Genomic DNA, 17,916 nt, shown 5'->3' with positions numbered 1-17,916 from the left:
GCTAAGATCCAGGACCCCTCCCGGCCGGCCTGTCTTAGGGTGCGCGGCGTGGAGACTCCAGCACGCAAGCTCGTCGCGACCAGCGAGCGGTCGCCGGCGCGCGGTTGGCGACGGCTCGCGGCGCCGCTGGTCGCCGCGGTGGCGAGCCTCGGCATGGTCGCGGCGGCGGTGAGCGGCACGTCGCAGTCGGTGTCGCAGATGCGTTTCAAGCCGACCGGACATTGGGTCTACAACGCCGCCCAGCAGGTCGCCTTCCACGTCGACGGCGCGACTGGCAACGTCGACGCGAGCATGCCGATCGCCAGCGAGCGCGGCACGCAGGTCGTGCAGGACGACACGCACGGCTATGTCGCCGGCCGCGACCGGATCACCAGGTTTGGCAAGTCGAATCTCAAGGTCGAAGGCTCGGTCACGCCGCCTTCCGACGAGACGCCGCTGCCGATCGAGGCGACCGGTGGACCGTATCTTGTCTATCGACAGTCCGGAAAAATCGTACGTCTCGGTGCGGCCAGCCAGGTTGTCGCCGCGGGAGGACCGATTGCCACGCCGGTGGTGCTGGCCGACGGCACGATGTGGTTGCTGCGCAAGGACACCGGGCTGTTGTGCGCGCTGGCGCGTACGGCCGCGCGGCCGTCGGCCTGCCCGGCACGGCTGCCGTCCGGTCACACCGGTGCGCTGACGACCGTCGCGGCACAACCGTACGTCCTGGACACCGCCGACGGACTGCTGCGACCGGTCGGAAACAGCGGGCTGGGCACCGGAAAACCGGTCGGCGTACCGGTCTCACCGACCGTGGAGCTGGCGCCGGCCGACGCCGACGGCCGGCTGCCGATCCTGGACGCCGCGCACCATTCCCTTTATCTGGTGGAAACCCGGTCGTCCCGGCAGCCGGTACGGGTCGCGTTGGAGCCCGGCGACTATGACGGTCCGCTGTCCAGCGGTCCGTTGGTGGCGCTGGTCAACAAGACGACCGGCACGGTCGTCACCTACGACAGCCACGGAAATCGCAAGGACGCCAGGAAAATCCCGCCGAGCGACGGCACGCCAGCGATCAGCCGCGGCGCGGATGGCAGGATCTACGTGCAAAACGGCGCCGGCACGCATCTGCTGGTCGTCGGCGAGGACGGTGGTGTCATGGACGCGCCGGTCACCTCCGGTCCGGAACCGACGCCTTCCCAGACCCCATCTCCATCTCCATCTCCATCCCCGTCGCCGTCTTCCTCGCCATCGCCGATGCGGGAACCGCCGGCCGCGCCGGCCAGCGCGCCAGGCGCACCGGCCGGTGTCACAGCGACCGCCGGATCCGGCAGCGCCACCGTACGGTGGAATGCCGCGCGTGAAAACCGTGCCGCCATCGACGGATACGTTGTCACCTGGCATGCGTCATCAGGCGCGACCGGATCACGCGTTGTCTCTGGCGACACGCGAAAAACGACGGTCTCGGGCCTCGGCAACGGTGTGACCTACACCTTCAGCGTGGCGGCGCGCAATCGCGTCGGCACCGGGCCGGCGGCCTCCGCCGACCCGGTCACTCCGATGACCGCGGCCGCCGCGCCTGGCGGGCTCACCGCCACACTTTCCGGCAACAGCGTGCAACTCAGTTGGTCGGCCCCGGACCTGCGCGGCGGCACGCTGGTGCGCTACCAGGTCGCCGCGACCGGACGGCCGACACAGTCGACCACCGGCCGCGGCGCGAGTTTTTCCGGACTTCCCAAAGGAAGCCGGGTGACCTTCACGGTGCGCGCGATCACCCGGTCGCCGGACGGTCGCGCGCTCACCGGCGCGGCGGCGAGCCGCAGTGTCAGCATTCCGGCGCAGACGGTCTCGGTGAGCCGCGGTCCACACAACTGCGATTCCCAGTATCCGCAGGAACATTGTTATCGGATGCACGTCGTGATGCGCGGGTTCGCGCCGGACACCCACTACGAGATCAAACCACATTCCACGGATGCCGACTACAGCAACGAAGGCTCCGGGCAGACCACCGACTCCAGCGGTTACGTGGACTTCGACGCGTTCGAGTATTACGGCACCGGCAATGACGTCTGGGTCACGGTCGAAACCTCGGACGGCACGGTCATCGCCACCTCCAACCGCATGCTCTGGCCGTAGAGGGTGACGTCCCGACCCACCAGGAACGCCACCCTCGCCGTGACCTTTATGCGATGGTCACCCGGAAAATCTTGTCGGAGCCGTCGGGTTGGTTGCCATTGTTGTCGGCGTTCGTCGTCGACAGCCACAACTGGTCGGCACCGGGGACCTTGGTGACCGTACGCAGCCGCCCGTACGTGCCGACGTAGTACGCCGTTGGCGTGCCGACACTTTCCGAGTCACCGTTGATCGGGATCCGCCACATCCGCTCGCCGCGCAGAGCCGCCATGTAGACGACGTTGCGGACGATCGCGATTCCGCTCGGCGAGGCCTGCGACACCGGCCAGGTCGCCTTCGGGTTCGTCATGCCGGTGGTGCCGCAGTTTCCTTCGCAGGTCGGCCATCCGTAGTTGGCGCCCGGCTTGATCAGGTTGAGCTCGTCGTATTTCGAGTTGCCGAACTCGGCCTCCCACAGCCGGCCGTTGCGGTCGAAGGCCAGACCCTGCGGATTGCGGTGACCATAGCTGTAGACGTAATTGCCGAACGGGTTGCCGGGAGCCGGCTTGCCGTCAGTGGTCAGCCGCAGGATCTTGCCGTTCAGCGAGTTCTTGTCCTGCGCCAGATCCGGCGTCTGGGCCTCGCCGGTGCTGGCGTAAAGATAGCCGTCCGGCCCGAAAAGCAGCCGGCCGCCATTGTGATACTGGTTCTTCTTGATCCCCTGCAACAAAATCTTGTAGCCCGACAACGACGCACCGTCGTAGGTCATGCGTACGATCCGGTTGCCTTCGGACGCGGTGTGCATGAAATAGACGTAATGGTTGGTCGACCAGGCCGGGTCGACCGCGACCCCGAGCAGGCCGCCTTCCCCGTTGGTGGTGACCGCGTTGGGGACCGATCCCACCTGCGTTTTCGCGCCGGACGGCGTCACTTTGAACACCTTGAAGCTGTCCCGCTCGGTGACCAGCGCGGTCTGGCCGTCCGGCATCCAGTAGGTCCCCCACGGGATCGACCAGCCGGTGGAGATCGTGGTGATCGACGACGGCACGCCGCCGTCGGTGCTGCACGACTGTGTGGTGAACGAGTCCGCGTTGCTCTGCGCCGACACGTTGCCGGCCGCGTCGTGCGCGACGACGTTGAGCGAATATGGACTGTTGCACGCCAAACCGGTCAGCGTGGTGGAGGTCGCCGGCGGATTTCCGGTCACCGTCTGGTAAACCGTGGTCCCGCTGCGTACGTCGTAAGACGTGACACCGCGGTTGTCCGTCGACGCCGACCAGGTCAGCTTGACACTGTTGGCGGTGACGTTGGAATGCGCCAGGTTTTCCGGCGCGCTCGGCGGTGTGGTGTCGCTGCTCGGAAGTGTCTTGCACTGCAACGGAGTGGTGGCCGGCGAGGCGTTGCCGGCCGCGTCGCGTGCGGTCACCGCGAGCGTGTAAGTCGTGTTCGGTGTCAGGCCGTTGAGCACCTGCGAGGTCGCGTTTCCGGCCGCCTCGGCCAGTTTGTTGCCGTGCTCGTAGATGTCGTACGCGACCACACCGACGTTGTCGGTGGCGGCACCCCAGTGCAGCGTCAGCTGGTTTTCGCCGATGTCCGAACAGGAAGTCGTGCCGGGCGTGGTCGGCGGCTGGCTGTCGGCGGCGCCGCTGACGGTCAGCCTGTCGAGGTTGGGGCCCCCGTTGGCGGTCGTCGCGGTCGCCCTGATCGTGTTGTTGCCGGCGTTCAGCCGCGCGTTGACCGCCTTGGTGGCCCAGGTGTCCCAGTTTGTCGTGCCAGGGAAGGAAAGGCCGGACGAGACGACGGTGCCGTTGACGCTGATGTCCATCGGTCGGTCGACCGTCGTGCCGTTGGCGTAACGGAAAGTCAGCGACGAGCTGCCGGCCGCCGCCGCGTTCACAGTGAACTGTACGTACGATCCGGCGATGTTGGTGTAGTCGACGAAGCCGGATCCGGTGAAGCCGGCGTGGTTGTTGGCCACCGTGCCCTGCGAGATCGTCGCGTCTTCGGCCTGGTAGTCGGCGCTCTGCGCGGCCGCCTCGACATCGAGATAGTCCAGGTTTGGCAGGCCTTCGGCGGTGGTCGAGGTCAGTCGTACGGTGTTGGCGCCGGCCTTCACCGGCACCGAGAGCGTGGAGGTGGCCCAGGTGTCCCAGCTCCCGGTGCCGGCGAACGCCCGGTTGGCCGAGACGACGACGCCGTTGACCGCGACGTCACCGGGCCGGTTGACCGTGGTGCCGTTGGAATATCCGATGGTGACGGTCGCCGTGCCGGCGGAGGCGGCGTTGACCGCGAACTGGACGTACGCGCCGGCGACGTTGTCGGTGTTGACAAAACCGGCGCCGGAGAAGCCCTGGTGGTTGGATTCCACCACCGCCTGAGCGAAACTGCCGGCCTCCGCCTCATACCGGGTCGGCGCCGCCGTCGCCGGCGCCGACAACCCCGCGGCGGTCAGCGCGGCGACCGACACGGCCGCGATTCTGGCGAGTCTTCTCATCTTTGTCCTCACGGTCAGGGGACCCAGTAGTTGCCTGAGACGACGATCATCGACTGGAGCTGCACGCTTCCGCCGTAATAGAGCGAAGAGTCGATCGACGTGGTCGCCAGCTTGTGCCACAGCGCGTCCAGCCAGGCCTGCGAGCCGGCGTCGGTCAGCGCGGCCACCGCGAACGGTGCGGTGTAGGCCATGTCCGAGCCACTCTCGGAAACCGAGCCGCTGAGCTTGTAGCCGGTCTGGATCGAGTTGGCGTTGCCACTGGTCTTGCTTTTGATCCAGCTGTTGAGTTTTCGCGCGGACGCGGCGGAAGCGCTGTCACCACTGGTGACCGCGTCGGAGCCGATCCGCCACGGATCACGGCAGGCGTTCCACGAGTAGTCGCCGTCGTGCGGTCCCTCCAGCACCTGGCCGGAGGCCGGCTTCGGAGTTGTGTTGGTGTTGACGATGAAATCGGCCAGCAGTCCGGTGTTCGGCGCGTACTTCGCCTGCTGCGAGGTGATCAGTTTCTGGTGTGCCGCGCGGATCGTGTCCCAGGCGCTGTCGCCGGTCGCCTTCCGGAAGGCGCGGAAGTGGTCGATCAGGAAATCCGACGATCGCGTGATGTTGTGATGCGACTCGCCGGAGTCGGACCAGTCGCCGAGCAACATGAGATGCGTGGACGAGTTGACCTCGCTCGCCTTGATCGCGTTGATGTGTTTGACGGCCAGATCCTTGTAGTTGTAAGTCCCTCCGCTTCCCCACTGCACATCGGCCAGCAGCAGGCCATAGGCCACGTCGAGGTCGCCGTCGGTCGCCGAGTCGGAGCCGTCGACACTGCGGCACGAGCTGTTCTGTTCGGCGGCCAGCAGATTGTGGTTGTTCACCGACGGATGCGCCAGCACGAACTTGACCATGCCGTCGAAGTTGGCTTTGGCGTCCGGATCCGCGCCGGCCATCAGCGCGGTGATCACCATGCCGTAACCCTGGCCCTCGGCGACGTATGGATGGTCGGCGTCCGGCGAGTACGTCTCGACCCAGCCGTTTCCACAGTTGTGCTTGAGAAACGCGGACTTCCACTGGTTGTAGCGAGTGATCACGGTCTGGTCGATGGCCGCCTGGTCGCCGGTCGGCTTGAGCGTCCCGGAGACGTATGGCCGTTGGTGACTGCCAAACGGCACCGTGACCTCGGCCGGGGCCGCGTGCGTCGCGCCGGCCGGCAGCAGGACCAGGCTGAGCGCGAGTGCTCCGATGATTTTCATGGCGCTATCCCTGGTATTTCACGACGATCTTGGTGAACGCGTAGGCCGACTGCGAAATCCCGCTGCACGAGTCGCCGTCGCTGCCGGAGCCGCACTGCCGGTCACGGTTGATCGACCAGAACGCGAAACGCGCGATGTGGTGCTGTTGCGCGTACGCGAGCATGGTGTTGAAGTCGCCGGTGCTGACCGTCTCGTCCGACTCGTCGGTCTTGCCGTTCATCGACGACAGGCCGATGTGCCGGTACGCGTCGCCGTCACTGTAGCCGTAAGCACTTTTCACCGTCTTCTTCAGGCCTTCCAGGGCACTGACGGTCGCCGCCCCCATCGAGCCGCTGTGGCCGCCGAAGTCGAACGGCATGATGATCCAGCCGTCGTTGGCCAGGCCGGACTTGGCGCCACGCTTGATCAGATCCGCGCCATTGCCGTCCGGACCGCTCGGCGTCGTCCCGAAGGTCAGGTAGGTGATCAGGCCGGGATTGTTGGCGCGTACGGTTTTCAGCGCGTCCACGACCCGTTGCCGGACGGTCGAGCTGGTGAACTCGCCGGCCTCGATGTCGATGTCGATCGCTTTCAGCCCGTAGGCGTTGATCACTTTTTGGTACGCACCGGCCAAAGCGCCGGCGCTCGAGCACGACTGGCCGAGCTTGTTGCCACTCCAGCCACCGAAGGAAACGACGACATCGCCGCCTTTGGCGCGGATCGCGTTGATATTCGACTGATCCGAGCCGCCAGTCAGCGGGCGGCTGCCGTCCCAGGCCGGACTGCAGGTGCCCTTGGACAGGATGAAGGCCAGCGTGAACCACTTCACGCCGGTCGCCGACATCACCGAGGCCGGACTTTGCGGATTGCCCCAGCCGAAATACTCGTACGGTGCGGCCTGGATGCCGGCCGGTGCCGCGTACGACGGCGTTGGCGCCAGGACCAGGGCCGCGAGTGCGCCGGCCATGACGGTCCGCAGAAAGCTGCGCATGAGGTGAATCCCTTCAGGGTCAGGAAAGGGCCAGATTCGTTGCGCTGCCGGGCCTGGCCCGGATCAGCCGCGTCTCACCGGGTCGCAGGGTCGCGCTGTAGGAGTTGGTCACGGTGCCGACGTGCTTTCCCGACCACAGGTCGGTCACGTCCGCGCTGCCGCTGAAACCGACCTGCGACCAGTCGACGCTGACCGTCGAGTTTCCGGACGTGCCGGTGTTGAACAGCGCCACGACGTAGTCGCCGTTGGCTTCTTTCTTGCGCCAGACCTGTTTGACGCCACTGTTGACGATCCGCGCCGCGGCCACGCCGTCCTGGTCGACGGCGATGATCCGGTCGTTGGTCAGCATCGCCATGTCGGTGTTGTTCAACGCGGTCAGGTCGGTGCCGAGCAACAGGGGCGAGGCGGCCATGGCCCACAATGTGAAATGCGTACGGCGTTGGTCGGCGGTCAGGCCGACTTTGTCGCCGTTGCCGAGCTGCAACGAGTCCAGGTCGTTCCAGCCGCCGGGGCCGGCCCACTGCTGCCAGCTCGCCGCGGAGTTGAACCGGCCGGAGACGTGCTTCCAGTCGGTCAGCGGATAGCCGCTGCCATTCGGGCCAGGACCGCAATAGCACTCGACATCTCCCTGCGTACGCCAGCTGTTCGCGTATTGCCGCCAGGTCGAGGCGTTGGCGATCGGCAGGTTGTTGGACAACGCGAAATTGATCGGCCGGCCGGTCCTGCGCAGCGCCTTGTCCCATGCTTTGACGTCGTCGATCGTCGTGGCGTCGACCCCGTCGATCTTCAGGTAGTCGACCCCCCACGACGCATACTGCGCGGCCCACGAGTCGACGAACGCCTGCGCGCCGGGACTGCTGTAGTTGAGCCGATACATGTGCTTGCAGTTGTAGTTTTTCTGCGTACGGCTGGTGTCCGCGATGTCCTTGGCGTGATACGGCGTGCCGGCGACCGGCGTGTTCCTGGTGACCGCGTTCTCGGCGATCCCCGGCGTCACGTAGAAACCGAACTTCAGGCCGAGTCCATGGACGTAGTCGGCCAACGCCTTGATGCCGTTGGGAAACTTCGCCGGATCGACCAGCCAGCGGCCGTTGCCGTCGACCTGGAAACCGTTGGCGTCGCATTTCTGGTAGAAGTCGTCCAGGTTGACGTAGACGAAACCGTGCGCGGGCAGCCCGCTGTTTTTCAGCGCGAGCGCCTGCTGTTTGATTTTCGTCTCGGTCGGCCAGCGACGGACGAAGCTCCAGCTGCTCCAGCCCATCGCCGGCCGGATCGACTGTCCGTTGTCGGAGGCGGCCACTTTTGCCGGCGCGACAAGCAATGCGGCCAGCAGAACGACCGCGGTGATCAGGCGGTTCACGGCGCGCTCACCTCCTGGCGGACCGGCTGCGGACCTCCGCCTCCCCCGCTGGTGGCATAGTCCGAGCCGATCCACGCCTCGTCGACGCGCAGTCTCTTGTAACGCGTCGTGTCGCTGGAGGCCGCGTACGTGTCGACGACCTCAAGCCGTATGTGTCGCGCGGTCGTCGCCGGCAGGTCGATGAACTGTACGCCACGACGACTCGGCAGCGTCCCGGACCTCACCGGATTTCCCCAGTTCGTGCCGTCGGCGCTCACATATACCCGATAGTCCTTGATGCGCGCGGACTGCTCGGTGCTGGATCGGCTGTAGCTCACCGAATCCTCGCGCTGGTTGATGCCGAGATACTGGATCCGCTTCGCCGAGCCGAGGTCGAAGCGCAGCGACACCGGCGTGGTTTTGTTGCTGTCCCAGTAGGACAGATAGTCGCCGTCGGCGGCGGCCGAGGCCGGATGACCGCCGGCCGACGCACTCGCGCTCATCGTGTACGTGGACGGCGGATAGATGCCGACGCGGCCGTTGGTGGTGACCTTGAAGACCGTGTCGTAGGGGTCCCAGCCACTCAAACCTGTCAGTGTCAACGAACCACCGGCCTGGCTGTACGCGATCGCCGCGCCGGTACGCGGATTCGTCACACCGGTCACGCGATATCCGTTGTCCCGCACCCGCAACGTGCTGCCCGACGGCTTGGTGATGACGTGGATGTAGTGCAGGTCCGGATCGGTCTTGCTGATCGTGGTGACGCCGTACGCGCCGTCGTTCCAGGCGCCGGGCTGCAGGCCGCCGTACAGGTAGCCGCCGCCTTCGGTGCCGTGCAACGAATCCCAGATCGGCGCGATCCAGCCGTTCACGAAGTTGTTGAACGCTTCCTGGTTGCTCGGGAACTTTCCGTTGACCTGGGCGGTTTCGGCCATCAGCGCCTTCACCGACGAGCCGGCGTTGGTGACCAGCCGGCCGAGCGTGAGCGTGCGGTCGACCGACGGGTTCGAGCCGTCATACCACCAGGCACCGGTCGATGGCAGCTTGAAGTCCGCCTCGATCAGCCGCGGCGCGGCCGTGTAGATGGCCTGCGGATAGTCGTACGACGGCGTCATGCCGGTTTTCTGCTCGTTGCTGATCATGTCCATGATCGGGGTGTCTTCGTTGTTGTTGCTGAGCGTGTAGTTCGGCCGTTTCTGGTAGATCTGCGCGTAGAGGTTGTGGCTTTCCCAGTACGCGTTGTCGTTGTCGATCCAGAAGCCACCGAGGTCCGGATAGCGGTCCATGACCTCGAAGAAGTTGTCGTAGGAAAACTCGCCGAACCCGTCGCGGGTGGTCAGGTCGACGTTGTGGCCTTTGTACGACGAGTACGCGGCGGAGTTGAGCCACTCGTGGCCGCCTTCGTTGTGCCACTGCGGATCGTCGGTCATGTAGAGGATGACCCGCAGTCCTCGGCTTTTCGCCGCGGCGATGAGCTCGCCGAGAAAGTCGCGTTTTGTGCTGCAGCTGCCGGGAATCTTCGACGGCCACGGCCGCGCGTAACCGAGCCGGCTGTGGAAGGTGGCCAGCACCAGATACTGCGCGTGCAGCTTCTGTGCCTCCTTGACCCAGTAGTCCGGCGTCCAGCCACCGCTGTTGACGTCCTTCTCCCACGCCGCGCAGTTGGTGTGCGCCGGCGCCGTACGCTCACCCCAGTGCAGGAAAAGTCCGGACACCGAGCCGCGCAGGAAGGCCTGCCGTGGGTTCTGCAGGTCGGCCTTTGCCGGTCCAGGCACCAGGACCAGGACCAGTGCGACGAGAACGACGAGAGTTTTCCTTATCATTGCCGACCATCCACGTTGTCGACGCACGACTGCGACGAACCGGTCGCACTGATCCTCAGCGCACCGCCACCGGTGTTGGTGCTGGCGCGTACGCAATATCCGGTCACCGACTGGAAGTTGAGGTCGTTGGGGCTGTTGCTTCCGCGCTGCGCGACGAAATGGTCGAAAGTCAGCGCGCTCGCGCCGTTGGCGATGACCGCCGGACGACCGTCGTTGGACGCGAAACGTACGGAACTGTTGACAAATCTGATGTTGTTGGCGTTGTGCACGTACCAACCGAAAGCCGGCCGGGTGCCGATGCTCTTGGGGTTGTAGTCCTTGGGGTCGTTGCTCGGCACACCGGTCCCCATCGTGCCGTTGCCGCCGGGCACGGTGATGTTGACGTTGGTGAAGGTCACGCCGCTGATCCGGTTGCCGCCGGACTCACCCCACAGTGTCGGGCTGAACGACGGGCTCACCCCGGTCGCGGTGATGTTGTCGTACGTGATGTTGCTGATGTGGCCGACGCCGGGGTTGTTGCCACATCGTTTTCGGGTGCCGATCTTCTGCATGATCGGCGACCGTACGCCGGTCATCGTGATGTCGCGGTAATGCACGTCGGAGATGTTGGCGCCATCCATGGAAACCATGCCGAGACCGGACTTCTGCGCTCCGGTGATGTCGATGTGCTGGAAGTGATAGCCGGTGAAATCACCGCAGGTCTCCGAGCCGAACATCAGGGCGTTGCAGCACTTCGCCGACAGGTGCGAGTCGGTCACCGTGACGTTTCCGTTTGGCAGCTTGGCACCGAGCGCGTAGTCGCTCTTGAACACCAACGCGTCGTCGTTGGCGGCGATGTTGGCGTTGGTGATCGTGACATTGGTCGTGCTGATCACGTTCCAGCCGTCGCGGTCGCTGGCCGTGTCGATCGTCAGGTGGTCCGACGTGACGTTTTTGCAGTCGTTGATGAGCATCGCGAAATGGCCGCCGCGGCGCAGCTTGATGCCGCTGACGGTCAGGCCGTCGCAGCGGGTCAGCGAGATGATCTTGTCGGCCTCGCCGGACTTCGGGTTGCCGGTGATCAGGTTGCCGCCGCCGTCGATGGTGCCGGAGCCGACGAAACCGATGTTGGTGAGGTTGTTGCCCCAGATCATCGCGTCATGGAAATGGCTGTGGCCGTAGTCCTGGTAGTTGTCGTTGGGGTTGGATTCGGCCGCGTCGTAGTTGTCGGCGCTGGATCCGACGATGGTGGCGCCGGAGTCGAGCTGCAGCGTCACGTTGCTCTTCATGTGGATCGAGTTGGCCGATTTGTAGGTGCCGGCCGGAAAACGTACGATCCCGCCGCCGGTCGCCGCGTTGGCCGCGGTGATCGCGTTGTTGATCGCGGTCGTGTCATTGGTGGATCCGTTGCCGGTGGCACCGTAGTCGCGGACGTTGAGGTTCACCGCCGCGTACGAGACGGTCGGCATCGCCAGGCCGACAACCAGCGACAGCGCGAACAGGACGAGGACACACACTCTTTTCACGTCAGGCTCCGGTGAGTTGGTAGCCGCGCATGTTGGTGAGAAGCAGATAGCAGTTCTGCAGGGAACCGGAAGTGTCGCCGAGCGACCGGTAGATCCCCCATTTCGGCCGGACCCGGTCCTCCAGGAACGTGTCCACACCGGTCTTGCTCGCGTCGACCACGGTTTTGCCGCCGTCCTTGACGATCCACCGTACGGACCCGGCGGTGCCGTTGCCGATCTTCAGCTGGAAGTCGACGTCGATCCACTTGTTTTGCAGCGGGGCCAGATCGGTGTGGCCGACCAGGATGTTCTTCTCGAAAGCTTCAGCTCGATCGTCGGCGTGCTGCCGTTTCGGCGCAATGACTGGACGATGATCGGCGCCGAGCCGGTGCCCGGCTGTTTCATCTGCATGATGTGCGTGAAGGTGGTCGTCGCCTTCAGCGAGGTGGGGATGAACATCGAGTACGTGACACGCCAGGTCTGGCCGGGTTTCCACTGCAGGTACGAGCCGCCGGTCCGGTTGCCGGTGACCTCCTGGCGCTGCCGGTCGGTGCTGGTGTCCCGGTCGACGGTGTGCATGTTGAAGCGGAAGTTGTTGCCTTCCACGAAAATGTGCGGATGGCCGGCCGGATGCGAGTTGGCCCGGTCGTCCTCGACCGTCTCGAAGGCCTTCAGCCCGTCCCTGCTGGCCTCCGGCGACCACCGCAGCGTCCACGTCGGCGCGGCAGTTGGAATCGCGGCTGTCGCGGCGGCGCCGACGATGCCGCCGAGAACCGTCCGCCGAGAGAATACCATCGTCACCGTCCCCTGAGTTGCTCGGACATGATCAGGAAGGCCCCGAGGCCGTGGAAGTCGTTGGTGGCCCGGTCACGCGCGAGGTAGTAGGCGTAATCACCGACATTGGTGCCGACGCTGATGTCGGTCAGGTTCGTACGGCCGTCGCTGCCGAGCGAGATTTTGGCGAGTACGCCTTGATAAGCGCGCTTGGCGACGGCGTCATAATGCGGGTCGATGTAGTGCTGCTGGACCGCTCGCGACAATGCGAAGGCGAACATGCTGGAACACGAGGTCTCGGTCCAGTTGTCGGAGCGGTTGCCTTTGTCGACGACCTGGAACCATCGTCCGGTCGCCGGATCCTGGTAATGCTCCAGGCCGGCCGCGAGTTTGGCCAGAATGCTCAACAACTCCGCACGCCGCGGCTGGTTGGCCGGAACGATGTCGAGGATGTTGACCGTCGCCATCGCATACCAGCCGATGGCGCGACACCAGTGCTCCGGAGCGAGTCCGGTCTTCGGATCGGCCCAGCTCTGCGTCTTGGACTCGTCGTACGCGTGTCTCAGCAGCCCGTTAGCCACCTGCAGATGACCACCGTAGACGGCCAGCTGCTTGGTGACCTCGTCGTAGGCGTAGGCCGTGTCACCGAACTCCCGGCCGTATTCGGCGAGGAACGGATTCACCATGAACGCGCCGTCGGCCCACAGCTGGTGCTGCCGGCTGGTCGAGGTCGCGTGCCAGAAGCCGCCGTCGGACGTACGCGGATAGGTCTTGAGCCGGTTCCGGATTTTCGTTGCCGCCGTGCGGTATTTCGCCTGGTGCGTCTCGTCGTACATGATGACCAGCAGCCGGCCGGCGAGCATGCTGTCCAGGTTGTTGAAGCTCTGCCCGATGTTTCCCGAGGAGTCGACGAACCGGTCGACCCAACGTTTGACGAAGCTCAGGTAACGCGGGTCGTGCGTACGCTGGTAGACCAGATACTGGCCGTAGAGATAGAGGCCGACCGGATACGACCAGCCGCCGATCGTGCTCGGCGTGTAGCGCGCCATGGTCGACTCGACCATCGCCACCGACCAGTCCGCCGGAGCTGGTTTTTCGCGCGCGGAAAGCGAAGCCGGCACGCTCAGCAACGCCGACGCGGTCAGCAACACCGCGGCGATCCAGGAGTAGATCCGGTTCATGTTCCTCCTCAGTCAGCGACGGCAGAAACCGAGAGTGGAAAGGGAGAGATAGGATCTGTGCCCGGAATGTAACAGCGCCGGTTGCGCTGTCAACGCGGCCGGCGGAGTTTGACGGCGCCCTTCTTTTGGCTGCCAGCGCGGCGATGAGACAGAAAAGAAGGCCTGGAGCTGCCGAAATCCGGCGGCTCCAGACCTCCGATGTGTGATCAACAAAATGGCCGTAAGCGGCCATGGAGAATGCATTCAGAACGAAAGAGTTACGGCCATTTCCGTCATGGATGAGAACGCCGGGCCTTCACGGATGCGAACGGCTACTTCGCCGGGGCCGGCAGACTCCGGAGGATTTCCTCGACGTTCTGCGGCAGCGTGGTCTGGAAATCCTGCAGCCGAGCCCATTCCGGCGTGATGGTGATCTTCACCATCTGCGGATAGAGCATCCGTACGCCACCTTCCCACTGCTCCATTTCCGCCACCGGCACGATTTTCCGGGACGCCTCGACGTATTCCTCCGGCACACCGTCGACCACCTCGGTGCGGGCCGTGCCGCGGATGAGCAGTACGCGCGGCGGATAGCCCTCGGTGTCGATGGTGAGCGCGACCTTCGGATGCTGCCGCAGCGCCGGGTTTTTCTTCGCGTTGGTCGTCGTGCAGGTGACGATCTCCGATCCGGTCCACAGAAACGCCACCGGCACCACCCGGGGAAAGCCGTCTGTGCCGGTAAACGCGAATCGCGCCGGAATGTGGGAATCCAGCAGCTCCCGGGAAATCGGCTTGGCGAGCTCGTCGAGGACTTTCTGGCGCTCCATTGCAACGATCCAATCGGTTGGCGAATACGCTGGACCCAGCTTGCAGCACGGCGGCGACCACCGTCGTCATCAGATCTGGTGAAAGGGAGACCGACGCATGCCGCCGACCGCGGTCAGCCCGGTGCTGGTCGGCCGTACGACCGAACGTGCCGCCATCCGCGCGGCGTACGAACGCGCGCGGCAGGGACAGGCGGTCACCGTGCTGGTCTCCGGCGAGGCTGGCATCGGCAAGTCACGGCTGCTGGCGGCGGCCACCGCCGAGCTGCCCGGCGAGCCGCTGGTGCTGACCGGCGGCTGCCTGGAGGTTGGCGCGGACGCCGCGCCGTATGTCCCGTTCGTGGCGATCCTGCGTGACCTCCTCCGCCAGCTCGGCCGCGACCGTGTCGACGCGCTGCTGCCGCTGGCCGGCTCCGCGCTGGCCGCGTGGCTGCCTGGCCTGGCGGCGCCGGCGGCCGACCGTACGCGCCTGCTTGAGGAGCTGTTGACGCTGGTCGGCCGGGTCGCCGACAGCCGGCCGGTGGTGCTGGCGGTGGAGGACCTGCACTGGGCCGACGCGTCCAGCCGCGAGGTCTTCGTCTATCTGTCCCGCAACCTGGTCGACCGGTCGGTGCTACTGCTCGCCACCGTACGCACCGGCGAGCATCCCGGCCGTCAGCTGCTCGCCGAGCTCGGCCGCCGCGGCGACGTCGTACGCGTCGAGCTCGGACCACTCGGCCGGCCGCACGTCGCCGAGCTGCTGGCGGCGATCGGCGGCCGTACGCCCGACCCGGTGCGCAGCAGCCGCATCCACCGGCGCAGCGGCGGCAATCCGCTGTTCATTGAGGCCCTCAACGCCACTGAGGACTTCCAAGGCTACGACATGGCTCGACTCCGGAACCGCTCCGCGCCTCAGCCGGAGCCAGCTGCTGCGCACGCTGACTCCGATCGATGCTCACGAACCCGTCGCCTTCGCGATCTCCGTACCCTGCTGCTCGACCGCGTCAGCGCTCTTCCGGAGCAGGCACGGGCACTGCTGCCGGTCATCGCGGTCGCCGGCACGACGGTCGGTGACGAGCTGCTGCTGACGGTGAGCGATCTGTCCGAGGACGACCTGCACCGCGCGCTGCGCGCGCTGGTCGACCAGGAGCAACTGGCCGTACGGGCGGACGGCTACGCGATCCGGCACGACCTCATCCGCGAGGCCGTCTACCAGGCACTTCTGCCGCACGACCGGCGGCGGCTGCACGAGCGATACGCGCGCGTGGTGACCGAGCCGGCGGCGCTCGCCGAGCACTGGACCGCCGCCGGCAAACCGGAGCTGGCCCTGCCGGCGGCGCTGCGGGCGGCCGAGCTGGCGCGCCAGCAGTACGCCTACGACGAGCAGCTCAACCTGCTCGAGCGCGCGTTGGACCTGTGGCCACGAGTCACCACACACCCGACCGCTCAGGTGTCCGTCCTCGAGCGGGCCGCCGTCGCCTGCTACGCATCCGGCAGTTCCGACAAAGGCGTCAAGCACACGACCGTGGCGCTCGACGCGCTCGACGCGGCGGCCGAGCCGGTCCGCGTCGCGCGGCTGCTGGAGCTGCGCGGCCGGATGCGCAACCGCATCGACGGCGGCGGCCGCGACGATCTGGAGCGGGCGATCGCGCTGGTGCCTCCGGGTGTCGCCGACGAAGTACGCGCCGAGATGCTGGCCGGCCTCGCGTTCCTCGCGGTGACCGCCGGCGATGTCGCCGCGACCAGGCAGGCCGCCGAGGAGGCGGTGGCGTTTGAGCACGTACGCGCGCGTGCGTTGCTGGCGCTCGGCTTCGTGGCGGGCTCGGACGGGGACGTCGACGCCGCGCTGCGCCACTACGGCGAAAGCCGGCGCATCGCCGAGAAGCAGGGCGACCACCACACGTATCTCACCAGCATGCAGTGGGAGGCGAGCGCGCTGATCCGGGCCGGCCGCAGCGCCGAGGCGGCGGGGCTGTCCAGGGCCGGACAGCTGGCCGCCGAACGCCTCGGCCAGGGCCGGTCACGCGGCAGCATGCTGGCCAACTGCCGGGCCTCGGCGCTGATCGACCTCGGCGGCTGGGACGAGGCGCTGGAGGTCATCGAGGACGCGCTGGCCGACGATCCGCCGTGGCTCTACGCGACCGCGCTGCACTGCTCGCAGGCGCTGGTGACGGCGTGGCGCGGCGACCGTGACGCGTACGCCGAGATCGACGACCGGCTGGCCGCCTTCGCCGACAACAGCCGGCCGCGGCTGGAGATCACGCTGCTGACGGCGTGCGTCCGGATCGCCGGCGCGGTCGAGCTCGGCGACCTGGACCTCGCCGACCGGCTGCTCGGCGAGGTGCTGGCGGATCCGCCGCACCGCGGCCTGCCGGCGTACGAGACGATGCTGATCGTCGTCGCCGGCGCTCGCACGCAACGCGCTCGGTCCGCCGCTGGCGGCCGTCACGTGGCACGGGAGGCCGACGAACGGCTGGCGGCCCTGCGCGCGCTCGCCGCGCGGATTCCTTTGGACAATCGGGTTTTGGTCGCTTTGCGGGCGACTTTCGAGGCGTTGGCCGGAAAAGGGACACTGCGTGAGTGGGACGCGGTGGCCGACGCCTGGCGCGAGCTCGGTCACGTCCGCGACCTGGCGCACGCGCTGACCGCCGGCGCCGAGGCGGCTTTGGCGCAGAGCAACAGATCCGGCGCGCGGCGCCGGCTGCGCGAGGCGCGGTCGATCGCCGCCGACCTGCGGGCGGCGCCACTGCTGTCGCGGATCGACTGCCTGGCCGTACGCGCGCGACTGGACGAACAGGACGAGCCGGCCGATCCCGGCTTCGGCCTGACCCGTCGCGAGGCGCAGGTCCTGCGCGTACTCGCCAACGGCCGGTCAAACGCCGAAATCGCGGTGGAGTTGTTCATCTCCACCAACACCGTCGCGAGCCACGTGCAGCGGATCCTCACCAAGCTCAGCGTCAGCACGCGTACGGAGGCGGCCGCATTGGCCCACCGTCATGCGCTTGGCTGACGCAGCAATGCGGAGCGAAGCGCGTCGAGATCGGAAAAACCGTTGTCGGTGAGCCATTTCGGCGTACCACCGGGATGTCCTTCGAAGACGTCGAGAACGGCCCCGATCGCGTCCGCTCCGACGGCATGCGCCGGCCGGTTGGCCTCGAAGGCGGTCTCGTTGGGGTCGGCGCCGAGATAGAGCGCGATCCGCGCGGTGATCTGGTCGATGTTGTCGTTTGTCAGCAGGAAATCGTCGACGATCTCGGCGCGCGGCACACCGACCGCGGAGAGCAGCAACGCGACCGCCACGCCGGTGCGGTCCTTGCCGGCCGAGCAGTGGATGAGCACCGGTTTAGGCTCGTTCGCGACGATTTCCGCGATGCGTACGAGCTGCTCGGCGCGGTGCAGCGCCATCGACACGTACAGGTTGGCGAGGGTCTGCGGCCCTTCCTCCTCGACGTGCCGCGCGACCAGCAGCGGATTGGCCGCGGCGAGCAGCTGGACGTGGTGGATTTTGGCGTCCGTCAACGGATGCACCGGCTGCCGCTCGTCGACCGACCGCAGGTCGACGACCGTACGCGGCGGCCACGGCGTCAGCCGCGGCGGCGGATCGTTGTCCTGCGGCGCGTCGCCGCGATAGACCACACCGGGCCGGATCGACGCGGACATCTGGCCGATGTCTCGCAAATTGCACATTCCTCCGGCGCGGGCCGCCGCCACGTCGACTGTCGTCACGTTGGCCATGCTAATGA

General features: G+C 66.5%; 13 protein-coding genes. 2 read left to right on the top strand and 11 right to left on the bottom strand.

All coding sequences use genetic code 11. The features are described 5' to 3' along the window. Positions 1-48: 48 nt before the first annotated feature. Positions 49-2,112 carry a fibronectin type III domain-containing protein gene (locus GNX95_RS16375; RefSeq protein WP_163508281.1) on the top strand — a complete coding sequence of 688 codons (2,064 nt, stop codon included), beginning with the start codon at positions 49-51 and terminating at the stop codon, positions 2,110-2,112. Positions 2,113-2,158: 46 nt separating this feature from the next. Here the strand turns inward: GNX95_RS16375 and GNX95_RS16370 are convergent, their stop codons facing one another. From GNX95_RS16370 to GNX95_RS16330, 10 genes are all read right to left on the bottom strand, one after another. Then, positions 2,159-4,582, bottom strand: a complete 2,424-nt coding sequence (locus tag GNX95_RS16370) for a PQQ-dependent sugar dehydrogenase (protein WP_163508280.1) — start codon at positions 4,580-4,582, stop codon at positions 2,159-2,161. A gap of 14 nt (positions 4,583-4,596) precedes the next feature. Next, entirely contained in the window at positions 4,597-5,820 is a 1,224-nt protein-coding gene (locus tag GNX95_RS16365; RefSeq protein ID WP_163508279.1) for a family 8 glycosyl hydrolase, read from the bottom strand. Between the two features lie 4 nt (positions 5,821-5,824). Further along, positions 5,825-6,790 carry a chitinase gene (locus GNX95_RS16360; protein WP_163508278.1) on the bottom strand — a complete coding sequence of 322 codons (966 nt, stop codon included), beginning with the start codon at positions 6,788-6,790 and terminating at the stop codon, positions 5,825-5,827. A gap of 19 nt (positions 6,791-6,809) precedes the next feature. Then, positions 6,810-8,150 (bottom strand): glycoside hydrolase family 27 protein, encoded by a 1,341-nt coding sequence (locus GNX95_RS16355; protein ID WP_163508277.1) that lies wholly within the window; start codon positions 8,148-8,150, stop codon positions 6,810-6,812. Next, a complete protein-coding gene (locus GNX95_RS16350) occupies positions 8,147-9,952 on the bottom strand; it encodes a discoidin domain-containing protein (protein WP_163508276.1) in 1,806 nt (601 codons plus the stop codon). The genes GNX95_RS16355 and GNX95_RS16350 overlap by 4 nt, the downstream gene beginning before the upstream one ends. Next, entirely contained in the window at positions 9,949-11,457 is a 1,509-nt protein-coding gene (locus GNX95_RS16345) for a glycoside hydrolase family 28 protein (RefSeq protein WP_222853705.1), read from the bottom strand. The genes GNX95_RS16350 and GNX95_RS16345 overlap by 4 nt, the downstream gene beginning before the upstream one ends. A 1-nt stretch (position 11,458) precedes the next feature. Next, on the bottom strand, positions 11,459-11,617 hold the full coding sequence (locus GNX95_RS42530; protein WP_222853704.1) for a hypothetical protein: 159 nt from the start codon (positions 11,615-11,617) through the stop codon (positions 11,459-11,461). A gap of 59 nt (positions 11,618-11,676) precedes the next feature. Beyond that, positions 11,677-12,231: a hypothetical protein gene (locus GNX95_RS16340; RefSeq protein ID WP_222853703.1), complete on the bottom strand. Its 555-nt coding sequence runs from the start codon at positions 12,229-12,231 to the stop codon at positions 11,677-11,679. A gap of 2 nt (positions 12,232-12,233) precedes the next feature. Further along, positions 12,234-13,391, bottom strand: coding sequence for a glycoside hydrolase family 88/105 protein (locus GNX95_RS16335; RefSeq protein WP_163508275.1), 1,158 nt, complete (start codon positions 13,389-13,391; stop codon positions 12,234-12,236). Positions 13,392-13,702: 311 nt separating this feature from the next. Continuing rightward, positions 13,703-14,197 (bottom strand): pyridoxamine 5'-phosphate oxidase family protein, encoded by a 495-nt coding sequence (locus GNX95_RS16330; RefSeq protein ID WP_163508274.1) that lies wholly within the window; start codon positions 14,195-14,197, stop codon positions 13,703-13,705. A 97-nt stretch (positions 14,198-14,294) separates the two neighbouring features. Between GNX95_RS16330 and GNX95_RS43830 the strand changes: the two genes are divergently transcribed. Next, a complete protein-coding gene (locus GNX95_RS43830; RefSeq protein ID WP_163508273.1) occupies positions 14,295-17,183 on the top strand; it encodes an ATP-binding protein in 2,889 nt (962 codons plus the stop codon). Here GNX95_RS43830 and GNX95_RS16320 read toward each other — a convergent pair. Continuing rightward, on the bottom strand, positions 17,168-17,899 hold the full coding sequence (locus tag GNX95_RS16320; RefSeq protein WP_163508272.1) for a tyrosine-protein phosphatase: 732 nt from the start codon (positions 17,897-17,899) through the stop codon (positions 17,168-17,170). The two genes, GNX95_RS43830 and GNX95_RS16320, sit on opposite strands and share 16 nt — an antisense overlap. Between the last annotated feature and the right edge of the window lie 17 nt (positions 17,900-17,916).

The organism is Fodinicola acaciae (assembly GCF_010993745.1).
Lineage (GTDB): Bacteria > Actinomycetota > Actinomycetes > Mycobacteriales > HKI-0501 > Fodinicola > Fodinicola acaciae.
The sequence above is the reverse complement of the archived record's forward strand: the minus strand, read 5'-3'. Positions and strand labels throughout refer to the sequence as shown.